The following is a 21912-nucleotide window of genomic DNA, read 5'->3' as shown; positions in this document are numbered from 1 at the left end:
GCGTCGACCGGGTCGGTATTCCCATCAGGTGACATTCGCCGATGCCAGGGTTTGCAGGAACGCCTGCATGCCCGCCAGCGTGTGCGCGGGCATCATGATGTCGCAGTATGGCAGGGCGGCCGCCATCGCACCGGTGGTCGGCTGGAATCGGGAGTCGCCCGCACGGGGATTGAGCCAGATCACGCGCCAAGCCCGGCGCCGGATCCGGGCCATCGCACGGGCGAGGACATCGGGGGTGTCGCTGTCCCAGCCATCCGATGCGATGACGACGACGGCGCCGCGCACCGCGTTGCCGGACGGAGTGGCGAGCAGCGTGCCGAGGCACCGTCCGATATGCGTGCCGCCGTAGCGGTCGACCACCTTGTCGTTGGCCCGGGTCATCGCGACGTCCGGGGAACGGTGCGCCAGCACCGAGGTCAGCCTGGTCAGCGAGGTGGAGAAGGCGAACACCTCGGGTCGATCGGGTGTCCGGCGCTGCATCGCGGCTCGCATCAGGTGTAGGTAGATCGTCGAATACGGCCGCATGGAGCGGCTGACGTCACAGATCATGACGATCCGGCGCGGGCGGCTACGGGGGCGGGTGCGGACCAGGACCGCCGACTCCCAGCCGGTGCGGCGGGAGTTGTTCATCGTCGCCCGGAAGCCGATCCGCTTGCCGTGCGGATGGTTTTCGTAGCGCCTGGTGCGCCGCTGCGGCCAGTGCGCCGATGCCTGCTCGAGCCAGGCCCCGACTACCCGCAGATCGTCGGGATCGAAGTGGTCGAAGGGTTCCTGTGCTCGTGCCGCGAATCTGCTGGGCAGTACGTCCGGCAGCGTCACACCCTTGTCGGTCGATCGGTCGGCGTCGGTCGCTGATTGCAGTGTCGCCCACGGGACTTCACCACCTTGCCGAATATGCCCCCGACTGCCCGTACCCGGCGCCGACACTCGTTCGGTCGGCAATCCGTGCGTTCGGCTCGGCGGGTCCACACCCAGCACCGCATCGGCGAATACCGTCGCGAAGACCGCGTCGAAGGCGGCGAGATCCTGCATGCGGTCGACGAGCGTGAGTCGCGCGGCCCAGTAGAGTTCGGTGCGCGACCACGGTGCCATGCGGCGCAAGGCTTGTACGAACAGCGCGGGCCCGCTCGGCGCGACCGCGACGCCACCACGTCGCAACCGTGCGACCATCGCGACGGCGAATGCGGCCAGATCGACGCCGCGCGGCATTACCGCGCGTGTCATCGCTTCCCGCGCATCCGCCTGCGTACCAGGATGATTCCGAGCACGGCCGCCAGTCCGAGCGCGATCGCGGGCGCATACTTCTTGATCATCGTGGGCCCGACCAGACCGACGAGGTCCAGTGGTGCCGGCTCGGGTTGTGCGACCGTTTGCGGCCGCATCTCTCGGCTGTCGGGTCCAACGTCGGTCTGCGCGACGGTCGTATCGCCCGCCGCGAGTTTCGCTTCGAGAGATGTGACGAATTGACCGAGCAGTTTCTCGGATACCTGCTGCAGCATCCCGCTGCCGAATTGGGCGAGCTTGCCGACGATCTTGAGGTCGGTGTCAACGGTGACGCGGGTCTTGCCGCCGTCTTCGCGCAGTTGTGTGGTGATGGTCGCCGCGGCGTTTCCGGATCCGTGTGAATCTCGGCCGCTGCCGTTGATGACGGCGCGATGGTCGTGTTCGTCGCGTTCGACGAAGTTCGCCTTCCCGGTGAATTCACTGGTCACCGGGCCGACTTTGACCTTCAATTTGCCGAGGAAGTCCTCTCCCTCCCAGCCGACCATTTGTGCGCCGGGCATGAGCGGGACCACCTGTTCGAGGTCGGTCAGCACCTCCCATGCCTGCTCGACGGGTGCGTTGACGGTGAACTCGTTGGCGATCTTCATCGGAGTATCCCTCTCATCCGGTGGCCAGGCTTCGGGTGTATTCGACGAATGCAGCGTGGACGGTGGCGCGGTCGTCGGGTGTCTTCGCCAGTGCGCTCAGCGCGGCGACCGCCTCCGGTGCGGTGAGATCGGCGACGTCGAGTGTTGCCAGTGCGGCGATCCAGTCGATGGTCTCGGCGACGCCGGGCGGCTTGTCGAGATCGAGATCGCGGGCGCTGCCGACGAATCGGGTGGCGTGCTCGATCAGCGCATCGGTTGCCCCGGGCACGGTGCGTCGCACGATCGCCACCGCGCGGGTGGGCTCCGGGTAGTCGATCCAGTGGTAGAGGCAGCGCCGCCGCAGTGCGTCGTGCAGGTCGCGACTGCGGTTCGAGGTCAGCACCGCGAGCGGCGGGTGTTCGGCGACGAAGGTCCCGAGTTCGGGAACGGTCACCGTGGCCTCACCGAGGAATTCGAGCAGCAGCGCTTCGAATTCGTCGTCGGCACGGTCGATTTCGTCGACCAACAGCACTGGGGGCGTGGGACCGCGGTAGCGCACACAGCGCAGGATCGGGCGGTCCACCAGGAATGCCTCGGTGAACAGGTCGGCTTCGGTGAGATCGGCGCCGCGCGCCTCGGCGAGCCGGATGCTGAGCAGTTGACGCTGGTAGTTCCAGTCGTAGAGCGCTTCGCTCACGGTGAGGCCCTCGTAGCACTGCAGGCGGATCAGCGGTGCACCGAGTACGGTGGCCAGGGTCTTGGCCGCCGTCGTCTTGCCCACTCCCGGTTCGCCTTCCAGCAGCAGCGGCCGACCCAAGGTGGTGGCCAGATAGAAGGCGGCGGCGGTCCCGGTATCGAGTAGGTAGTCGTCGGCGTCGAATCGTCGGACCACGTCCTCGATATCGTCGAACGGCGACATCATGGCGACGTGGCGGCGCGCAGGCGCTCGTAGTCGTCCCAGGTGTCCACATCCAAGGGCATGGGCGCGTCGATGTCGAGTCGAGACACCGCGACGTGGCCCGACTCGATGATCTTCCACACGGCTTTGTCGCCGCGCAATCGGGCCAACTCGCCGAATACGCTGCGACTCAGCCAGAATGGATGTCCGACACCGTCGTGGTAGCGACAGACGGTGATCTCCGTGGACGTTGCTTCGGCGATCAGCCGGTCGACGGTCGCCGCCGACAGATCCGGTTGATCACCGAGCATCAGCACGATTCCGGCGGCACGGGGATGCACCACGCTCAGGGCCGAACGCAACGACGACGAACAGCCCGAACCGAAGTCGTCAGCGATGACCACCTCCAGCCCGGCGAGTTCGACCTGTTGCCGGATCGCCGCGCCCGCGCCGCCGAGGGTGACGATGATCTGGTCGAAAGCACAGGAACGGACCGCGTCGAGAGTGGCGCCGAGAACCGTCGTATTCCGGTACGGCAGTAACTGTTTCGCAGTGCCGAGGCGCCGTGAGGCACCCGCGGCGAGTACGACTCCGGTGACGACCTCGATTGTCATGAGCCCGTCTTCGCGAAGGAGGCGCGGCAGCCGGAGCTGCAGAACCAGTGGTCGACATCGTCGATGGTGAGATGCGGTGTGTCCGGCCCGACCGTCACGGTCATACCGCACACCGGATCGAGCGCCTCCACTACGGTATTCATCGGACGGGGCGTCACGACCAAGCCATCTTTGCGGATCGCCTGGATCACTTGCGCGACAATCGAGACGGCGATCTCCGCGGAGGTCTTGGCGCCGATCGGCAAACCCACCGGGGTGCGCACGCGCGCCCGCTCGGCGTCGGTCAACCCGAGCTCGTCGAGAATCGTCGCTCCTCGAATCCTGCTGGCCACCAAGCCGATATATCCCAGACCCGCGTCGAGCGCGGCGCGGATCAGCTCGGCTTCCGGGCCACCGTGGCTGGCGATCACCATCGCCGTCGTGTCGGCCAGCGAATCCGGCGAGTCGGCTCCGGCCGCACTGCGCTGCACTCCGAATCCGACCAGTTCGCACATTTCGGCCAGGGCATCCGCGATGGGTGTCGCGCCGCAGATGCGCACCAACGGCGCCGGGATCTGCGGCTCGAGGAATATCTCCAACGCTCCGCCGGACAGACAGGGATTCACCACGACCGCCGCACCGGGCGCTTCGGGAAACTGCAGATCGCCGTCGGGCAGCACGCGTAGCAGCACACTCTCGTGCGACTGCAAGGCACCCAGGGCCGCCTTGCGGACCGAGTTCTGGGCGCACTGGCCGCCGACGAATCCTTCGATCGTCCCGTCCTGCAACAGGATCGCCTCGTCCCCGGCATGCGCCGAGGTCGGTTGCTGCGCACGCACGACGGTCGCGTGCACGAACGGAGTCCGGGTGCGAACCAGCTGCTGCGCCCGCTCGGTCATCTTCATCGGCGATTCCATCGCTGGCACCCACTCAGATAGGCGGTGTGGCCCGGCCCTGCATCGCTTCCCACACCCGCGACGGCGTCAGCGGCATGTCGGCGTGCCGAACTCCGTACGGCGCCAATGCATCCACCACCGCATTGACCACCGCTGCCGGCGATCCGACCGTGGCCGATTCGCCGATGCCTTTCGCGCCGATCGGGTGATGCGGCGAAGGGGTCACCGTGTAGCCGGTCTCGAAATGCGGTACTTCGAGCGCTGTCGGGATGAGGTAATCCATCAGGGATCCGCTCAGGCAGTTGCCGTCCTCGTCGAAGGCCATGATCTGCATCAGCGCCATGCCGATGCCGTCGGTGATGCCGCCGTGTACCTGCCCCTCGATGATCATCGGATTGATCCGGGTGCCGCAGTCGTCGACGGCGAGGAAGCGCCGCACCTTCACCACGGCCGTCCCCGGGTCGATGTCGACGACGCAGAAGTACGCACCGTACGGGTAGGTGAGATTCTCGGGGTTGTAGCAGATCTGCGCGTCGAGTCCGCCCTCGATACCTTCGGGCAGATCTCCGGCACCGTGTGCTCGCATCGCGATCTGCTGGATCGTCACGGCCGCGGACGGATCGCCCTTGACGTGGAACGAGCCCTTCTCCCACTCGAGGTCGGCGACGGAGACCTCGAGCATGCCGGAGGCGATGATCCGCGCCTTGTCGCGCACCTTGCGCGCCACCAGTGCGGCAGCGGCGCCCGAGACCGGTGTCGACCGGCTGCCGTAGGTGCCGAGGCCGAACGGAGTCTGATCGGTATCGCCGTGCACCACGTCGATATCCTCCGGTGGGATGCCGAGTTCTTCGGCGACGATCTGGGCGAATGTCGTCTCGTGTCCCTGCCCCTGGGTCTGCACCGCTATGCGCACAACGGCTTTGCCGGTTGGGTGGATGCGCAGCTCGCACCCGTCGGCCATCCCGAGTCCGAGGATGTCCATATCCTTGCGCGGACCCGCACCGACGGCTTCGGTGAAGAAGGACATCCCGATGCCCATCAGCTCGCCGCGGGCGCGCTTGTCCTGCTGCTCCTTTCGCAAGGCGTCGTAGCCGATCATGTCCATCGCCAGGCGCATGGTCTTCTCGTAGTCGCCGGAGTCGTAGACCCAGCCGGTTTTGGTGGTGTAGGGGAACTGGTCGGGGCGAAGGAGATTGCGCAGCCGCAGTTCGGCCGGATCCATCTTCAGTTCGTAGGCGAGGCAATCGACCAACCGCTCGACGAAGTAGACGGCCTCGGTGATCCGGAACGAGCATGCGTAGGCGACGCCGCCGGGGGCCTTGTTCGTGTAGACCGCGGTCATCTTGCAGTAGGCGGCCTCGATGTCGTAGCTGCCGGTGAAGACGCCGAAGAAGCCGGCCGGATACTTCAACGGCGCGGCGGTGCCGTTGAAGGCGCCGTGATCGGCGAGCACGGTCGACCGGATGGCCAGGATCTTGCCCTCGGCGGTGGCGGCGATCTCGCCGACCATGATGTAGTCGCGGGCGAATCCGGTGCTGGTGAGGTTTTCGCTGCGATCCTCCATCCACTTCACCGGCTTGCCCAGCAACAGCGACCCGACGATGGCGCAGACGTATCCCGGATAGATGGGCACCTTGTTGCCGAACCCGCCGCCGATATCGGGTGAGATCACCCGGATCTTGTGCTCGGGCAGTCCGGCCACCAACGCATAGAGCGTGCGGTGGGCATGCGGCGCCTGGCTCGTCGACCACAGGGTGAGCTTGCCCGTCACGGGATCGAGATCCGCGACGGCGCCGCAGGTCTCCATCGGGGCGGGATGCACTCGCGGATAGACGATCTCCTGTTTTACGATGACGTCGGCGCGCGCGAACACCGCCTCGGTCGCGGCGGCGTCGCCGGTTTCCCAGTCGAAACAGTGGTTGTCGCGCTTGCCCTCGAGGTCGTCGCGGATCACCGGCATCCCGGGCGCCAGTGCGGTCCGGGAGTCGATCACCGGATCGAGCATCTCGTACTCGACGTTGATGAGTTCCAACGCATCCCGGGCGGAGTAGCGGTCCTCGGCGACGACGAAGGCCACCTCCTGGCCCTGGAACCGGACCTTGTCCGTCGCCAGCACCGCTTGCACGTCGTTGGACAGCGTCGGCATCCAGGCCAGTCCCTTCGCCGCCAGATCCGCACCCGTGACAACCGCCCTGACCTTCGGATGCGCCTGTGCCGCGGAGACATCGACGCTCACGATCCGCGCGTGCGCGAACGGGGAACGCAGGATCGCCAAATGCAGCATGCCGGGCAGCGATACGTCGTCGACGTAGTTGCCGTGTCCGCGAATGAACCGCGGATCCTCCTTGCGGAGCATCCTGCCGTGACCGCACGGCTTGTGGTCGTTGTCGACCCGGTCTTCGGGCCGGGACTCGACGGCGGTCATGACGTGCTCCCTACCGGCGTAGGCGTGGCGGCGGGTTCGGGCTCGACCGCTTCGCCTCGTTGTTTCGCCGCGGCCCACTGGATCGACCGCACGATGGTGGTGTATCCGGTGCAGCGGCAGATCTGGCCCGAGATCGCCTCGCGGATGGTCTGCTCGTCGGGATTCGGGTTGCGGTCGAGCAGGGCGCGGGCGGTGATCATCATTCCGGGCGTGCAGAATCCGCACTGCAACCCGTGGCACTGCATGAAACCCTCCTGCACGGGATCGAGTTGGCCGTCCACCTCGAGCGCCTCGACGGTGCGCACCGCACGACCGCCGGCCATGACGGCCAGCATCGTGCACGACTTCACCGGTTCGCCGTCGACCTGCACCACACAGGCGCCGCAGTTGCTGGTGTCACAGCCCCAGTGGGTTCCGGTGAGCCGCAACTGATCTCGCAGGAAATGCACGAGCAGGGTGCGTGGCTCGACCTGCGCGGTCACCGGCTCGCCGTTGACGGTCATGGTTACCTGCATGGCTAATTCCCTTCCAGCGCAGGGTGATTCAGTACGCGCTCGACCGCGGTGCGCAGCACGCGAATCGTGAGTTCGGACGCGAGATGGCGTTTGTAGTCCGCGCTGCCGCGCGCATCGGAGATCGGTGAGCACGCTGCGCTCGCCCGGCGGCCCGCCTCCACGAAGACCTCCTCGGTGGGCGGCTCACCGATGAGCACGTCCACCGAGGAGGCCAGCGCCGCCGGATCGGGGTCGACCGCGGTCAGACCGATCCGTGCGGCCGCTATCGCCTCGCCGCGCAGGGTCACCGTCGCGCCGGCCGCCGCGATCGCCCAGTCGCCGACGCGGCGCTCCACCTTTGCGTAGGCGCTCGATGTCCGATGTCGCACCGGGATTCGGATCTCGATCAGAAGTTCGTTGTGCGCCATGGCGGTTTCGTACGGACCGACCAGGAAGTCGTCCATCGCGATCTCCCGGTCGCCGGACGGTCCGCGCACCAGGCAGGTGGCGCCGAGGACCGTGCAGACCGTGCAGAGATCTTCGGCGGGATCGGCCTGGCACAGCGAGCCACCGATCGTGCCCCGGTTGCGCACGACCGGGTCGGCGATCACGCGCTCGGCGTCACGGAAGATCGGGCACACGGCGGCGAGGTCGTCGGATTCGAGCACATGCCGATGCCGGACCATAGCGCCGATGCGCACGAGGGTCGGATCTGTGACGATGTAGCCCAGTTCGGCGGCCAGGTCGTTGATGTCGATGAGATATTCCGGATTGGCCAGACGCAGCTTCATCATCGGCAGCAGACTGTGCCCGCCCGCGACGATGCGCGCCTCCTCGCCGAGCCGGTCCAGTAGTCCGATGGCGTGATCCACGCCCGTTGCGCGCTCGTATTCGAATGGCCCAGGAACTTGCATGTGATCGACCTCACATCAGCGGGAATGAGCCAAGCCTCGACCCCGCCGATGCGGTCGTCAAGACCGATTTAAGGAATCACTTAATTCGCTGTTCGCGCTGGTCGTGTGGTGAATCCGGCCGCCGGTTCGGCTCAGTGCGGCGCCGTGTCCGCCCCAGCGTCGCGCGATGATCTCGGCCGCGATGGACACCGCCGTCTCTTCCGGTGTGCGGCCGCCCAGATCCAGTCCGATCGGGCTGGCGAGTCGGGTGAGTTGTTCGTCGGTGAGGCCTGCCTGTCGCAACCGGCCCAGCCGTTCGTCGTGCGTGCGGCGCGACCCCATGGCACCGACATAGCCGATCTGCGGCGCGCGCAGTGCCACCTCGAGCAGCGGAACGTCGAACTTGGGATCGTGGGTCAGTACACAGACGACGGTTTGCGAGTCGACCCCGCCGGCCGCGATCTGCGCGGCCAGATAGCGGTGCGGCCAGTCGACGACGACCTCGTCGGCGGTCGGGAACCGGGCGGAGGTGGCGAAGACCGGCCGCGCGTCGCACACCGTCACCCGATAGCCGAGGAACGATCCCTGCTGGGCGACGGCGGCGGCGAAATCGATCGCCCCGAACACCAGCATCCGCGGCTGCCGGGCATAACTGGCGACGAAAACCCCCATGCCCTCGCCGCGGCGCTGCCCGTCCGGACCGTAGGACAGCACTTCGGTGCGGCCCGCGGCGAGCAGCCCGCGTGCGTCGTCGGTGACCGCATCGTCGGCGCGCGCCGATCCCAGCGTGCCGTGCGCATCGCTCGGCCGGATCAGCAGCCGACGCCCTAGCCGGGCGGTGTCGGGGTGCTCGACCACGGTCGCGATCGCGACCGGCCGGTGCTCGGCGATGTCCGCGGCGACCCCGCCGAGCTCCGGAAACGTCTCCCGCGAGATGGCTTCGACGAAGATGTCGATGATGCCGCCGCAGGTGAGACCGACGGCGAATGCGTCCTCGTCGGACAGGCCGTATCGCTGCAGCACCGGAGAACCGGTCCGGATGACGTCGGTGGCGAGTTCGTAGACCGCGCCCTCGACACAGCCACCGGAGACCGAACCGCCGACCGTTCCGTCCGGGGTGACGACCATGGCCGCACCAGGCGGTCGTGGCGACGAACGGAAGGTTCGCACGACGGTCGCGACCCCAGCCGTGCCCCCGGCGTTCCATGTTGTCATCAGATCCGTGAGCACGTCCTGCATAGTGCGTCCTCCAGACGCGATGCAGCCGTCGGCGCTGCGTACACCTCCAAAGTAGACTCGGATTGTGACGCCCGCCCAGCTTCGGGCCTACTCGACCGTGGTGCGGCTCGGCTCCGTCCACGCGGCGGCCAGCGAGCTGGGGATGTCCGACGCCGGTGTCTCGATGCACATCGCCCAGCTGCGCAAGGAGCTCGACGACCCGCTGTTCACCCGCGCGGCATCGGGTCTGGCTTTCACGCCCGGCGGGTTGCGCCTGGCCAGCCGGGCGATCGAGATCCTCGGACTGCAGCGCCAGACCGCCATCGAGGTGAGCGAGGCGGCGCACGGCCGGCGGCTGCTACGTATTGCGGCATCGAGCGCGTTCGCCGAACATGCCGCGCCCGGCCTGATCGACCTGTTCGCGGCACGGGCGAAGGATCTGTCGGTGGAGCTGAGTGTGCATCCCACCAGTCGGTTCCGCAGCTTGATCGAGACCCGTGCGGTGGATATCGCGCTGGGGCCCGGGCAAGACGGCACCGACTCGACCACCACCGCCCGGCCGTTCCTGAAGTACCAGATCATTTCGGTCGCGCGCCCCGACAGCCCGTTGGCCGACATCGCACCGCATCCGGCGCTGCTGCGGGAACAGCAGTGGATGCTTGGCCCCAGCGCCGGCAGTGTCGACGGGCACATCGCGACGATGCTGCGCGAGTTGGCCATTCCCGAATCACATCAGCGGATCTTCCAGAGCGACGCTGCCGCCCTCGAAGAGGTCCGCTGTGTCGGGGGCATCACCCTGACGATCGGATTCGCCGTGTCCTCCGACCTGGCGACCGGTCGGTTGCGCCACATCAAGGGGCCCGGCCTTCAGGTATCCGATGAGTGGTGCGCGACCACCCTGCCACCCGACACCCGCCAGCCCGCGGTGTCGGAGCTGCTGCGGTTCATCACCACCCCGCGATGCACTCAGGCGATGATCCGCGGGTCCGGGGTCGGCGTCACCCGGTTCCGCCCGAAAGTGCATGTGACGCTGTGGAGTTGAACGCGGGCGCCGCGATGGAGCATCGGCGCGGCCAGGACACAGATCACCTCATCGGTCCTGAAAAGGTCAATGCGATGCCGTGGATCCGAGCGGCCGCAACGACCAAGGCATCGCCTCGATCGGAACTGTCGCAGCAGATCTGTCCATCCGGCTCGTCTTGGATCCGGTCGTGAATTCGGGATCGGTCCCCATAATGACGCGGCCTTCGCTGTTGACCAGCACTACCCGCTGACCAGATGCTTGGAATCGCGGAAGCAAGACCTCCTCGATCGCGGCAACCGGCACATCGGCACCGGCGATTCCGAGGAATGTTCCCGATGTGGTCATGACCGGTATCGAGAATGTGCAGACGTACTCATCGGTGCACGCGTAGTCGAGGTGCGGCCCCTGTACCCATCGCCGACCCTGCTCGCGCGGAACCGTGAACCAGTCCATTTTGGTGTAGTCGTAGAAGTACTCACTACCGGGATTCAATTCCAGCACCAGGCGTTGTGCGTCGGGAAGCCACCATTCGAGGTGTCGGGGGTGATCGGCCAGCACGCTGTCGGCCATCACTACGCCTGCGCCGTTGAACAATCTTCCGCGCGCCTCGAGCTCGCCGAGGATGGTCTCGCGCAGCGGTGCCAGATCGGTCGCCCGGGGAGCGGACCGCAGCTTCCCGGTGAGCCCATCCCATAGGGTTGTCAGCGCGGTCCCGATGGTTGCCAGCGACAGGTAGACCTCGTCGGCCAGTTTTGTGACGGAATCAGCGAGCGACTCGATGGTCGCGGGGGCGGGAAAGTTATCGGTGTCCCTCACTGAGCTCCAAGCGCAAGGCAACAAGGCGACGGATGCGTGATTCCGTATGCAATTCTGCCAGTTCTCTGGCCCGGGCATCGTCTTCTTGTTCGATCGCGTCCACCAAGTCACGATGGGCGGTCGCCTCGACCGCCGGGTCCAGCTTCAGCCGCGGCAGCCAGAGCAAGGCGGAGAGCTCTGCCTGCAGACCGACCTCGGCGCGAGTCAGCCGGGTGGACTGTGCGCACACCGCCATCTCGATATGAAAGCGGCTGTCGGCCCGGCGGGCCGAGACAAGGTCGGAGCTGTCCTCGAGTCGGTCGGCCAAGGCGCGGAGTCCGGCTATATCGGCCCGCAAGCTGCGGCGCGCGGCGAACACAGCAACCGCCCCGGTGACGGCGAAATGCTCGTCCCCTAGATCGCGCAGCTCCTGAACGCTCATCTGTTGCAACCGCGCCAGCGAGGTGTTCTCGAAGACCTCCGCGGAAGCGCTGATGAAACTGCCACCCCCGCGCCCGCGCTTGGTGTGCACGATGCCCTGCTGCCGAAGTACGACCAGCGCCTCCCGCAGGGTCATCGTCGATACACCCAACTGGTTGGCGAGATCGGTCTCGCTGGGCAACTGCTGGCCGTCGGCCATCACCCCGAGGCTGATCGCAGCAGACAGCCGCTGCACTACGGCCTCGGTTTTCGGGCCACCGCCTTCGAGTGGTGACAGCACGGCGCCCAGCGCGGTCAATCCGGCCCTCTTCTGGTAGGACAACGCGACTCCTGGAGTGACGGGACCTGACACGATTCTACTCAATTAACAATTGAAATATGAACTATAAAGTTATACATACACCTCTTGAACTATGAAACCTAATGTCTTAGGTTAATGGCTATCTCAACTGCCACACCTGGACACCTCGACGCGCCGGCGTCATGATCGAAACAGGAATTCCCCATGTCCGAGAACCCGACCTGCCATACGGAAGTCGATGGACTGCGTGTGACCTGGCGCTTGGTTCAGCATCATCTGATCGCAATTGTCGCCGTGCACGACGCATCCGACGCTTCGCCAGTGGCATCCTTCAACCCCAGCAGCTACCCGGATCTCGCGCGAGCGCGGGAACTCCTTCCAGAACTGGCGAGGCTGTGGGATGCGGTCCGCCACGAATTCTGGACGAAACTGATCCCGCCGCCGCTGGTGGCCGGACAGCGGGCATTGACATAACCTCGCCGAGCACCATCGTCGCGGCGCATACTCAGCCCGAATCGTTTGCTGCTCATCCACACAACTTGCGTGAAACGCCCTGTCCGCATCGAGAGGCCGGGGTTGCCGATACGGCCGACAAGGTGGTGGGCTGTTCGGAAACGCCACATCATGCCCGATCCGCTCGCCGTCCGGTTGAGCAGGAAGGTGGTTCGCCAGGCAATTGCGTGGAATAGCCAGGTCAGAGTTCAGCGCCGAAACGACGATGGAGCGACACATGGACGACGACAGCGAACCCATGCCGCGGCCGACGGCGTTCCCACGCATCGACGACTACGGTTTCATCTCCGACTGTGAGGTCACCGCACTCATTGCCCCCAGCGGAGCCGTCGAGTGGATGTGTCTACCCCGCATGGACTCCCCCAGTGTCTTCGCGGCCATGCTCGATCGTTCCGCCGGTTCGTTTCGGTTCGCCCCCGCCGACTTCATGGTGCCCACCGATCGCCGCTACGTCCCCGGCACGATGGTCATGGAGACGAGTTGGCGCAGTGGCGAGGGGTGGGCGACGGTCCGCGATGTGCTGCTGGTCGGGCCCTGGCGACACCAGGTACCCGGCCGTAGCGCCCATCGTCGGACCCCCACCGACTACGACGCCGAGCACATTCTGCTGCGGACGGTGCACTGTGAGACCGGGCAAATCCAGTTCGTGCTCGACTGCCAGCCGTCCTTTGACTACGGCAGGCATCGCGCGCATTGGGAGTACCTCGACAGTTACTACTCCGCGCAGGCCGGCGCCGACGGGATCGAACTGCAGCTGACGCTGAGCACCGACATGCGCTTGGGACTGGAAGGTACGCATGCGCTGGCCCGCACCCTGCTGAAGGCGGGCGACACCCGCTTTTGCGCGCTCTCCTGGGGTAGTCGCGACGCGCCCCGCGCCGTTGACGAGGCCGATGCGCGGATGCTGCGGACAATCCACCATTGGCGGCACTGGCTGGCCGGTGGGCGGTTTCCGGACCATCCGTGGGCTGCCCAGCTCACCCGCAGCGCGCTGACCCTCAAGGGGCTGACCTTCGCACCCACTGGCGCCATCAGCGCCGCCGCCACCACATCATTACCCGAAACACCGGGCGGACAACGCAATTGGGACTATCGCTACTCGTGGATACGCGACTCCGCCTTCGCACTGTGGGGCCTGTACACGCTGGGCTTCAGCTGGGAGGCCAACGACTTCTTCTCCTACATCATCAGCTTGACCGAAGACGTCCGGGATATGCAGATCGTCTACGGCATCGGTGGTGAAAGCGACCTCACCGAGCAGACCCTCACCCACCTGCGCGGCTACGAAAACGCCCGCCCCGTACGCATCGGCAACGGCGCATACCGGCAACGCCAGCACGATGTGTGGGGGGCCGCGCTGGACGCGGTCTACCTCTACGCGCGCAACCGGGACCGAATCGACGCGCGAGCCTGGCTGGTGCTGAGCCGGGCGGTCAAAAGCGCTCTCACCTACTGGCGCGAGCCCGACCACGGCATCTGGGAAGTACGCGGGGAGCCCCAACACTTCACCTCCAGCAAGGTGATGTGCTGGGTTGCCGCCGATCGCGGCGCCCGCTTGGCCCGTATCCACCAGGACTTCGAACGCGCGCATCGCTGGCAGCAGGCCGCAGACGAAATCCACGCCGATATATGCACTCATGCAGTCGATTCCCGGCAGGTGTTCACCCAGTACTACGGCAGCACGGCGCTGGATGCTTCGACCCTGCTCATCCCGCTGGTTCGATTCCTGCCACCAGAGGACGACCGGGTACGCAACACAGTGTTGGCCATCGCCGACGAACTGACCGAAGACGGCCTGGTATTGCGGTACCGCGTCGATGAAACCGACGATGGCTGCGCAGGGGAAGAAGGTGCCTTCACGATCTGCTCGTTCTGGCTGGTCTCGGCGCTGTCGGAGATCGGCGAGAAGACGCGGGCCAAACAGCTGTGCGAGAAACTGCTCGCCTATGCCAGCCCCCTCGGCCTCTACGCCGAGGAGATCGACCCCCGAACCGGCAGGCACTGGGGCAACTTCCCCCAGGCGTTCACCCACCTCGCCCTGATCAACGCCGTAATGCACGTCATCCAGGACGAACAAGCCATGTTGCGGCAGGCACTCGGCGGGGAATCGATCGCCCCACGACTGGACGATGCATCATTCACACTGGGATACATGCACCGCTGACCCTGATGCCGCGGGCCCGGTCATCCGCCGGGTTTCCGCGCGACGATCGCACCCGAAATGCCCGCAGTCGCAACGCCGCTGGTCCAGGCCAAGGCGGAGAGCTCGGCCCGCAGACCGACCTCGGCACGAAATCTATTCGCGCATAACAACTTCCGAAGATTTCGATCGATACCGTTCGGCGTCGCGGGCCGGCGGGCCGTGATCGACGCCTGCGGCAACCGATCCCGCGCCTGCCGAATCCGCGGGCCCGGCTGGATCGGAACGGTATGCCCGGCACGGTAGGCGCCGCTACGATGAGACGGTAACTCTCTCAATGGTGTGGAGGAACACGGGATGGGTGCTACCACCGTCGCTCGGCAATGCACGTTGTGTGAGGCGCACTGCGGGATTCTGGTGACCGTCGAGGATGATCAGGTCACCCGGATCGAGGGCAATCCGGATGATGTGCTCTCGCAGGGGTATATCTGCCCGAAGGCGACGGCGATGGGTGGGCTGCACCACGATCCGGATCGGTTGCGCACGCCGGTACGGCGCGTCGGTGACCGGTTCGAGCCGATCGGGTGGGACGATGCGTTCAGCGAGATCGGGCGGCGGCTGCGGCAGGTGCGCCACGCGCACGGGCTCAGCGCGATCGGAATGTACCTGGGAAATCCGGCCGCACATAGTTCGTCGGTGATCTACGGCGCGCTGTTGCGCACGGTGCTGATGACGCGGAACTTCTTTTCGGCGTCCTCGATCGACCAGTTTCCGCAGGAGTTCGTGGCGTGGCGGATGTTCGGATCGAATGTTTTGATGCCGGTGGCCGATATCGATCGCACCGATCGGCTGGTGATCATGGGCGCCAATCCGGCGGTATCGAACGGATCGGTGACCACCATGCCCAATGCGAAGCAGCGCATTCGGGACGTGCGCAAGCGCGGCAAAGTGGTCGTCATCGATCCGCGGCGCACCGAGACCGCGCGCCTGGCCGACGAGCATGTGGCCATCGCACCCGGCGGTGATGTGTATCTGCTGCTGGCCATGCTGCAGGTGCTGGTCAGCGAAAACCTGTGTGCGGAAGCCAGGATTCGCGCGCAGTGCACCGGCTGGGAGGAGTTGCGGGCGCTGGTCGCCGAGGTGACACCAGAACTCGCCGCACCGCTCACCGGTGTCGATGCCGAGACGATTCGGCGGCTGGCGCGCGAGCATGCGGCGGCGGATTCGGCATTGCTGTATGCCCGGATCGGGATATGCCACCAGGTGACCGGCACACTGACACATTGGCTGGTCAACACCATCAACGCGGTCACCGGGAATCTGGATCGGCCGGGCGGGCAGATGTTCGCGACACCGCCGATCGATGCGCCGCGGTTCGGGAAATATCTGCCGGTGGGCCACGGAGCGTGGACGGACCGCTCCGGCACCTACAAATCGTTCCGCTCGGAACTGCCGGTCGCGGTGCTGGCCGATGAGATCCTCACCGAGGGCGCCGGGCAGATCCGCGCGATGATCACCTACGCCGGAAATCCGGTGCTGTCGACACCGCAGCGCGGCAAACTCGACGCCGCGCTGGAGTCGCTGGATTTCTATGTCGCCGTGGACATGTACGTCACCGAGACGACCCGGCACGCGGACATCATCCTGCCGCCGATCTCCCCGCTGGAGCGCGAGGATGTGAACATTCTTTTCCCGGTATTCAGTGTGCGCAACAATCTGCGTTACGACGCCCGCGTTTTCGAACCTCCGGCCGACGGACTCGAGGATTGGCAGATCATGGCGCGGTTGATCACCGAGCTGGTGCCGCTGCCCGCGCGCCGGTTCACCACTCGAGCGGCCAATGCGCTTCTGGAGCAGTTCAGTCCGATGCGGTTGACGACCGTTGGGGTGGCCGCAGGTCCGTACGGGGTGCTGCGGCGCGGCCGCAAGGGGCTGTCCGTGGCGAAGGTGCGCGCCGCGGCCGGGGGTATCGATCTCGGTCCGCTGCAGCCGCGATTGCGCGCGTTGATCGGGACGAAGGATCGCAAAGTGCACCTCGCGCCCGACGATTTCGTCACGGCCGCACGGGAATTGCTCGACGACGCGCGCCGCGGCAATGCGCTGACCGCGCCCGCCGACGGCTACGACCTCAAACTCATCGGACGCCGCCACCTGCGCAGCAACAACTCCTGGCTGCACAATGTCGCGTCCATGGTGAAGGGCCGCGACCGCTGCACCGCCCTCATGCATCCCGCCGACGCCGCCGAACGCGCCCTCACCGACGGCACACCCGTCGCGGTCACCTCCCGCACCGGCTCGATCGTGGTCACCCTCGAGGTCAGCGACGATATCCGCCGCGGCACCATCGCCATCCCGCACGGCTGGGGGCACCGTGAACCCGGCGTCGGCTGGCAAGTGGCGGCGTCTCTCCCGGGCGCGAATGTCAACCTGCTGCACGACCCGTCGCTCACCGACACGTTCTCCGGAAATGCGGCAGTCAACAACACGTGGGTGACAGTGACTCCGGCGTCCCCCGCACCGACGGCAGCGGATGTCGATCGCGAGCCTGCGCCGTCCTCGTAGGAGTGCACTGCCCGCGGAATGCGCGCTGGTGCTGCCGTTTCCTGGCTGTCCCGGCCAGGAAGTCTGCCGATCCCGTGGCCCACGGCCACTCCACGGCGCGGGTCGACCGTCGCGCCGACCGGTCGGATCCGGTCGCACCGCGGTGCACGCCGTCGAGACCGATCAGGGCGTTTGAACCGTGACGCGGTAGCCGAGGCGGAGCTCTCGGGCGGGGTGGGCGGCGGCGGTGAGGTGGAGCCAGCGGTGCAGGCCGGCGCGTGGGTCGGGGACGTAGGCGGCCTGGGCGTGGGTGATGCCGAAGGGGAAGTTTCCGGATGACGCGGTGGCGGTGGCGGTGGCGGTCATCAGATGCATTTCCGCCCACAGAGACGGTTCGGGCGCGTCTTCGGGCAGGGGGCGGGTGTTCGGGAGGAAGAAGCCGAACGGTTCGGCGGGGGCTCCGGAGTTGTGGATGAGCGTGCCGGTGACGAATAGTCGCACCGTCCCGGTATGCACCACGCAGTTGGGTGTCAGGTGCAGGGGTTGGGCAGGTTGCAGCTCGAGCCGGAAAACCATGGGCCGACTGTACGGTGTCGCCATTCGGGCGAAAAGCACTGGAGCGTCCCGAAGTTCGGTTGCTCACAGACCCAGCGTTGCGCCGGTCGAAATCAGCACCGACGCGGGCGCCGCATTTGTCCGATCTGGGCGAAAGCTACACGTCGCGTAGCGGTTCGATACGGGCCGGAACATGCTTGTGCCACGGCGTTCCGGCAATCGCATCGCGCCAACCGGCATCGGTGAGCTCATTCGCGGCCACCCCGGTGCGGGTGCCATCGGGCAAGTCGAGGCCCAGCCCGTTGGGCAGCGAGGCATGCCCGGGCCGCATGCGGTCGTTGATTTCGACCGCGGCCACGGCACTGCCACGCCGAGTGGTGATGCGGGCGCGCTCGCCGGTGGTGAGACCGAGGGCGGTGGCATCGTCGGGGTTGAGGCGCAATGCGCCCTCCGGATCGCGGCGACGCCAGCTGTTGTCGCGGAAGATGGTGTTGGCAGTGAAGGATCGTCGTTCCCCGGCCGACAGGACGAAGGGGAATTCGGAGCTGGTGTGCGTGGCGGGCGTGGTCGGGAGTTCGCGCAGCGCGTGCAGCAATTCCGGGATTGCCAACGGGATGCGCGGGTGCGGTACATAGTCCCAGGCATCCGGATAGTCGTCGACGGTGAAGGTGACCCCGGAGCGGCCCGCGAGGATGGCGTCGAACAGTGCATCGGCATTGGAGTGACCCGCTCGGCGCATCGCGGCGGGGTGCACCTTCGCCACGCGCTGAGCAAGCGCCCACAGCACGGCGGCCGAGCGCGCACCATCGGGCAGTGTCGGGCCCAGGGTTTCATAGAGCAGGTAGGGGGCGAGTCCGCCGATCTTCTTGTCCATGGCCAGCAGTGCGGCGAAGGCAAATGCGTAGGGTCTGCGGCCGAGTTTCGCGGCGGTCCGCAGCACCGTCAGCTCGGCACGACCGACGACACCGAGTTCCCGGAGCAGGCGCGCGTAGATCTCGGGTTCGGGCAATGTGCCGGGTAGCGGTTCGAGTACCGGTGCGCGCAGATGGAAGGTGTTGTGCGGGAACTCCAGATTGAAGAAGGTGGCCTCCCACTTCTCGAACTGGCTGGCCGCGGGCAGCACATAGTCGGCGTGGCGTGCGGTTTCGGTGAACGCGACATCGATGACCACCACCAGATCCAGTGCGTCCAGTGCGGCGCGGAAGGTGGCCGAATCGGCGAGTGAATGTGCCGGATTCGCCGATTCGATGATCATTGCCCGGAATCGGTCGGGATGATCGGTGCGGATTTCCTCGGCGATCGAATTGCACGCCAGCATGCCGCCGAGGATCGGTGCGCCGGTCACCGGGCTGCGTTTGATGTCACGGCTGTAGCTCGCCAACGGCGCCATCCACGAATGTGGTTGCATGGCACCGGGTTTGGCGAAGTTTCCGGTGAGCAGCCAGAGCAGCTTGTTCAAATAGGAGATCAGGGTGCTGTTGGGGCTCTGCTGGACGCCCAAGTCCTCATAGGTGGCGACACTGCTCGCGGCGCCGATCCGATGGGCGGCGGTGCGCAGCAATTCCACCGGCACACCGCAAACTTCGGCATAGGACGCGATATCGATATCGCGCAGCACGGCGGTGACTGCGTCGACCTGGTCGACGTGTTCGGTGAGAAACGCATGATCGAGCAGATCGTCTTGTACCAGCACGGCGAGCATCGCGGCCAGGCACCACGCGTCGGTGCCGGGGTGGACCTGCAGATGGATGTCGGCGAGATCGGCGGTTTCGGTGCGCACCGGATCGAGCACGATCATGGTGCGGGCCGGATCCTTGGCGATCTGCTGCAGGACGGTGCGGGCGCGCGGCACACCGTGCGATTGCCAGGGGTTCTTGCCGAGGAAGACCGAAACTTCGGCATGTTCGAAATCGCCGGTGGTGTGGCCGCCGGTCAGATGCGCGTCGACCCAGCCCTCGCCGGTCTTCTCCTGGGCGAGGGCGGTCGAGCGATAGCGGCTGCCCAGCGCCCGGCGTAGGGCACCGCTGTAGGCGCCGCCGAGGTGGTTACCCTGTCCCCCGCCACCATAGAAGAAGATCTTGTCGCCGCCGTATGTGCTCTTGACCTCGGCGAGTCGCGCGGCGACCTCGGAAATCGCGGTATCCCAGTCGATTTCGGTGAAACTGCCATCGGCCTCGCGGCGCAGCGGGGTGGTCAGGCGGGTGCCGCCGTTCTGGTAGTGGTCCAGGCGCAGCGCCTTGTTGCAGGTGTATCCGGCCGAGGCGACGTGGTCTTTGTCGCCGCGGATCTTGGCGAAGCTGCGGCCGTCGAGTCGGATCAACAGGCCGCAGTTGTTCTCACACAGGATGCAAGCGGTCTTATGCCATTCCTGTTGCACCGCAGCATCATTGCGCCCAGGCCGCGCACTGTTGTCGACTCGGCTGCCTTGCTGCGCGGCGGTACTCATCGATGCTCCTCCGAGTTGTCATTGATCGAGAGCGGAAGCGAAACCGCCTGTCGAAATATGGATGCGGAATCAACTGGTCTGGTCGACGCGAGTGCCGTCGATCCACGCCTTCGGCTCGGCCAGGAACGGTGTGTCGCCGAGCCGATCGAGATCGTCGAAAAAGGCGTCCTGCGTGCGAGTGGCCGCCCTACTACTGCCGGTGGACAGGAACGCGGCGAGTTCGTGATTCAGACTGCGCGACAGCGATCTCTCCGTGCCGAAGTAGATGGCACGCTTGAGCTCCTTGATGACGACCGGATTGCGCGCGGCCAGACGCGCCGCGGTAGCCGCGGTTTCGGCGAGCAGCTCGTTTTCGGCGGTCAGCCGGTGCACCAGCCCCAAGCGCAGGCCCTGCTGTGCGCTGAGCGGTCCACCTTCGAGGGTCAGCTCGATCGCCTTGGCCGCGCCGATCAGCCGCGGCAGGCGCTGAGTTCCGCCGCCGCCCGGAATAAGGTTGGCGATCGATTCGATCTGACCGAGTTTGACGTGCTCGGCGTCGGCGGCATACCGGATATCGCAGGCGAGGGCGATCTCGTGGCCGCCGCCGAGGGCGGGACCATTGATGGCGGCCAGATAGACCACGCGAGACCGGTTCATCCGCAGAGTCGTTCGTTTCCAGCGGTAACCCCACACCATGCCGGCGCCGAGACCGCCACCGAAACGCTCCAGCACCTGCGCCGCACCCGGTACTCGCAGGCTCGTATTGAGCACCGGGATCAGCGGCGCCACCGCGCGAGCCGGGAGGAACGGATGCGGCATCGCGAGCATGCCGGTGAGCGCGCTCGGATCCGCGTGAGTGAGGAACCGCCCGGGCAGGCCACCCGTGAGCACGATCGCGCCGACTGCGTCATCGGCATCGGCCGCCGCGGTGAGCAGGTCCAGATCCCTTACGACGGCGGGCGTGACGAAGTTCAGCGGCGGCGCGACGATGGTCGCGGTGAGCACTCTCCCGTTCCGGGCCAGATCGATCGTCTCCAGGTCGAGCTCGGCTGCTCGCGACATCGGCGTCTCCTCGGGTCCGTGGTGGGCGCGGTGGAACCTGCACCCGACGCTGATTATGGTCTCCACCATAATCGGGATGTCAAGGGGACGCCCTGTCGAAACGTTGCGCCGCGTAGCCAGAAGAACGGCTCTGAGCGCGCATTCTTCGCAGGGTTGAACTGCCGAATACGGCCGGAAAAGACCGACCTCACGGGTCAATCAGGTGCTACATGGAAGCACTGATGGCGCTCGTCAGATGAGCTTGCAATTCGCGGACGGTGTCCTCCAGCGGTGTGGTGGCACGCTCGACGCGACACAGCGCGATCGCCCCCTCGACGGCGGCGACGGTGAGCGTGGCCATGCGCCGCGAGCGCACCGGGTCGAGGCCGTGACGGCTGAGCAGATCGGTGAGTGCGGTATTCCAGCGGGCGAAGATCGCGGCGGCAGATGCCGCGAATTCCGGTGCATCGTCGTTGGTTTCGACGGCGACCGCGAAGATCGGGCAGCCCGCGCGGTAGTCGCTGTCGACGAGGGTCCGTCGCCACAGTGCGACGAACATATCCAGTGCGGTGGTCGGCTCGTTCTCGCGGGTGATCGTTTCGATGAATTCCGACATCGAACCACCGGCCGCGCTCAGCGCGTCGGTGATCAGCTGGGTGCGACCGCCGGGAAAGTGGTGATAGACCGACCCGCGGGGCGCGCCGGTATCGGCAAGCACCCGGTCCACACTGGTGGCGCTCGCGCCGTGGATGCGCAGGGATTCGATCGTGCCCTCGATCATCCGCCGGCGCGCGTCACGCTGCCGTGGGCGCGCCGGAGCCTCCTTATTCGATCGGCGTGTCGCTGCCATGTAGCCATAGTATGGGACA

Annotated in this window: 19 protein-coding genes; 4 read left to right on the top strand and 15 right to left on the bottom strand. The window is 66.3% G+C overall.

All coding sequences use genetic code 11. The features are described 5' to 3' along the window. Positions 1-24: 24 nt before the first annotated feature. The 9 genes from ACIBW7_RS40880 to ACIBW7_RS40840 are packed head-to-tail and all read right to left on the bottom strand — an operon-like array spanning position 25 to position 9288. Positions 25-1224, bottom strand: coding sequence for a VWA domain-containing protein (locus ACIBW7_RS40880; RefSeq protein WP_397056130.1), 1200 nt, complete (start codon positions 1222-1224; stop codon positions 25-27). Continuing rightward, entirely contained in the window at positions 1221-1871 is a 651-nt protein-coding gene (locus tag ACIBW7_RS40875) for an SRPBCC family protein (protein ID WP_397056128.1), read from the bottom strand. Before ACIBW7_RS40875 ends, ACIBW7_RS40880 begins: the two co-directional genes overlap by 4 nt. Positions 1872-1884: 13 nt before the next feature. Continuing rightward, positions 1885-2772 (bottom strand): AAA family ATPase, encoded by an 888-nt coding sequence (locus ACIBW7_RS40870; protein ID WP_397056126.1) that lies wholly within the window; start codon positions 2770-2772, stop codon positions 1885-1887. Next, entirely contained in the window at positions 2769-3362 is a 594-nt protein-coding gene (locus tag ACIBW7_RS40865; protein WP_397056124.1) for an NTP transferase domain-containing protein, read from the bottom strand. Before ACIBW7_RS40865 ends, ACIBW7_RS40870 begins: the two co-directional genes overlap by 4 nt. Further along, the gene (locus tag ACIBW7_RS40860; RefSeq protein ID WP_397056121.1) at positions 3359-4246 is read right to left on the bottom strand and encodes an XdhC family protein; all 888 of its coding nucleotides are present in this window, start codon (positions 4244-4246) and stop codon (positions 3359-3361) included. Before ACIBW7_RS40860 ends, ACIBW7_RS40865 begins: the two co-directional genes overlap by 4 nt. 25 nt (positions 4247-4271) lie before the next feature. Beyond that, positions 4272-6662 carry an aerobic carbon-monoxide dehydrogenase large subunit gene (locus ACIBW7_RS40855; protein ID WP_397056119.1) on the bottom strand — a complete coding sequence of 797 codons (2391 nt, stop codon included), beginning with the start codon at positions 6660-6662 and terminating at the stop codon, positions 4272-4274. Beyond that, positions 6659-7177 (bottom strand): (2Fe-2S)-binding protein, encoded by a 519-nt coding sequence (locus tag ACIBW7_RS40850; protein WP_397056117.1) that lies wholly within the window; start codon positions 7175-7177, stop codon positions 6659-6661. The genes ACIBW7_RS40855 and ACIBW7_RS40850 overlap by 4 nt, the downstream gene beginning before the upstream one ends. Positions 7178-7179: 2 nt before the next feature. After that, positions 7180-8070, bottom strand: coding sequence for an FAD binding domain-containing protein (locus tag ACIBW7_RS40845; RefSeq protein ID WP_397056114.1), 891 nt, complete (start codon positions 8068-8070; stop codon positions 7180-7182). A 57-nt stretch (positions 8071-8127) separates the two neighbouring features. Beyond that, positions 8128-9288, bottom strand: coding sequence for an XdhC family protein (locus tag ACIBW7_RS40840; RefSeq protein ID WP_397056112.1), 1161 nt, complete (start codon positions 9286-9288; stop codon positions 8128-8130). 64 nt (positions 9289-9352) lie between these two features. Here ACIBW7_RS40840 and ACIBW7_RS40835 point away from each other — a divergent pair, with 64 nt between their 5' ends. Beyond that, positions 9353-10309, top strand: a complete 957-nt coding sequence (locus tag ACIBW7_RS40835; RefSeq protein ID WP_397056110.1) for a LysR family transcriptional regulator — start codon at positions 9353-9355, stop codon at positions 10307-10309. Positions 10310-10375: 66 nt separating this feature from the next. On the opposite strand, the gene ACIBW7_RS40830 is transcribed toward ACIBW7_RS40835, so the two are convergent. Both ACIBW7_RS40830 and ACIBW7_RS40825 read right to left on the bottom strand, forming a co-directional pair. Further along, positions 10376-11107 (bottom strand): cache domain-containing protein, encoded by a 732-nt coding sequence (locus ACIBW7_RS40830; protein ID WP_397056108.1) that lies wholly within the window; start codon positions 11105-11107, stop codon positions 10376-10378. Further along, positions 11091-11849, bottom strand: coding sequence for a FadR/GntR family transcriptional regulator (locus ACIBW7_RS40825; protein ID WP_397056106.1), 759 nt, complete (start codon positions 11847-11849; stop codon positions 11091-11093). The genes ACIBW7_RS40830 and ACIBW7_RS40825 overlap by 17 nt, the downstream gene beginning before the upstream one ends. A gap of 183 nt (positions 11850-12032) precedes the next feature. Here ACIBW7_RS40825 and ACIBW7_RS40820 point away from each other — a divergent pair, with 183 nt between their 5' ends. From ACIBW7_RS40820 to ACIBW7_RS40810, 3 genes are all read left to right on the top strand, one after another. Further along, positions 12033-12302, top strand: coding sequence for a hypothetical protein (locus ACIBW7_RS40820; RefSeq protein WP_397056104.1), 270 nt, complete (start codon positions 12033-12035; stop codon positions 12300-12302). 244 nt (positions 12303-12546) lie between these two features. After that, positions 12547-14505 carry a glycoside hydrolase family 15 protein gene (locus ACIBW7_RS40815; protein WP_397056102.1) on the top strand — a complete coding sequence of 653 codons (1959 nt, stop codon included), beginning with the start codon at positions 12547-12549 and terminating at the stop codon, positions 14503-14505. Between the two features lie 333 nt (positions 14506-14838). Further along, a complete protein-coding gene (locus tag ACIBW7_RS40810; protein WP_397056100.1) occupies positions 14839-17043 on the top strand; it encodes a molybdopterin oxidoreductase family protein in 2205 nt (734 codons plus the stop codon). 162 nt (positions 17044-17205) lie between these two features. Here the strand turns inward: ACIBW7_RS40810 and ACIBW7_RS40805 are convergent, their stop codons facing one another. The 4 genes from ACIBW7_RS40805 to ACIBW7_RS40790 all read right to left on the bottom strand — a co-directional run bounded on the left by ACIBW7_RS40805 (position 17206) and on the right by ACIBW7_RS40790 (position 21893). Then, positions 17206-17598 (bottom strand): hypothetical protein, encoded by a 393-nt coding sequence (locus ACIBW7_RS40805; protein WP_397056098.1) that lies wholly within the window; start codon positions 17596-17598, stop codon positions 17206-17208. A 136-nt stretch (positions 17599-17734) separates the two neighbouring features. Continuing rightward, positions 17735-20023 (bottom strand): molybdopterin-dependent oxidoreductase, encoded by a 2289-nt coding sequence (locus ACIBW7_RS40800; protein ID WP_397056096.1) that lies wholly within the window; start codon positions 20021-20023, stop codon positions 17735-17737. A 69-nt stretch (positions 20024-20092) separates the two neighbouring features. After that, complete coding sequence (locus ACIBW7_RS40795; protein ID WP_397056094.1) at positions 20093-21064, bottom strand: enoyl-CoA hydratase-related protein; 972 nt, start codon at positions 21062-21064, stop codon at positions 20093-20095. A gap of 205 nt (positions 21065-21269) precedes the next feature. Then, complete coding sequence (locus ACIBW7_RS40790) at positions 21270-21893, bottom strand: TetR/AcrR family transcriptional regulator (RefSeq protein ID WP_397056092.1); 624 nt, start codon at positions 21891-21893, stop codon at positions 21270-21272. Positions 21894-21912 lie beyond the last annotated feature (19 nt).

It is taken from the genome of Nocardia sp. NPDC049526 (genome assembly GCF_044465765.1).
Classification (GTDB): Bacteria; Actinomycetota; Actinomycetes; order Mycobacteriales; family Mycobacteriaceae; genus Nocardia.
Note: the sequence above shows the minus strand (reverse complement) of the source record. Positions and strands in the feature narration are given on the sequence as shown.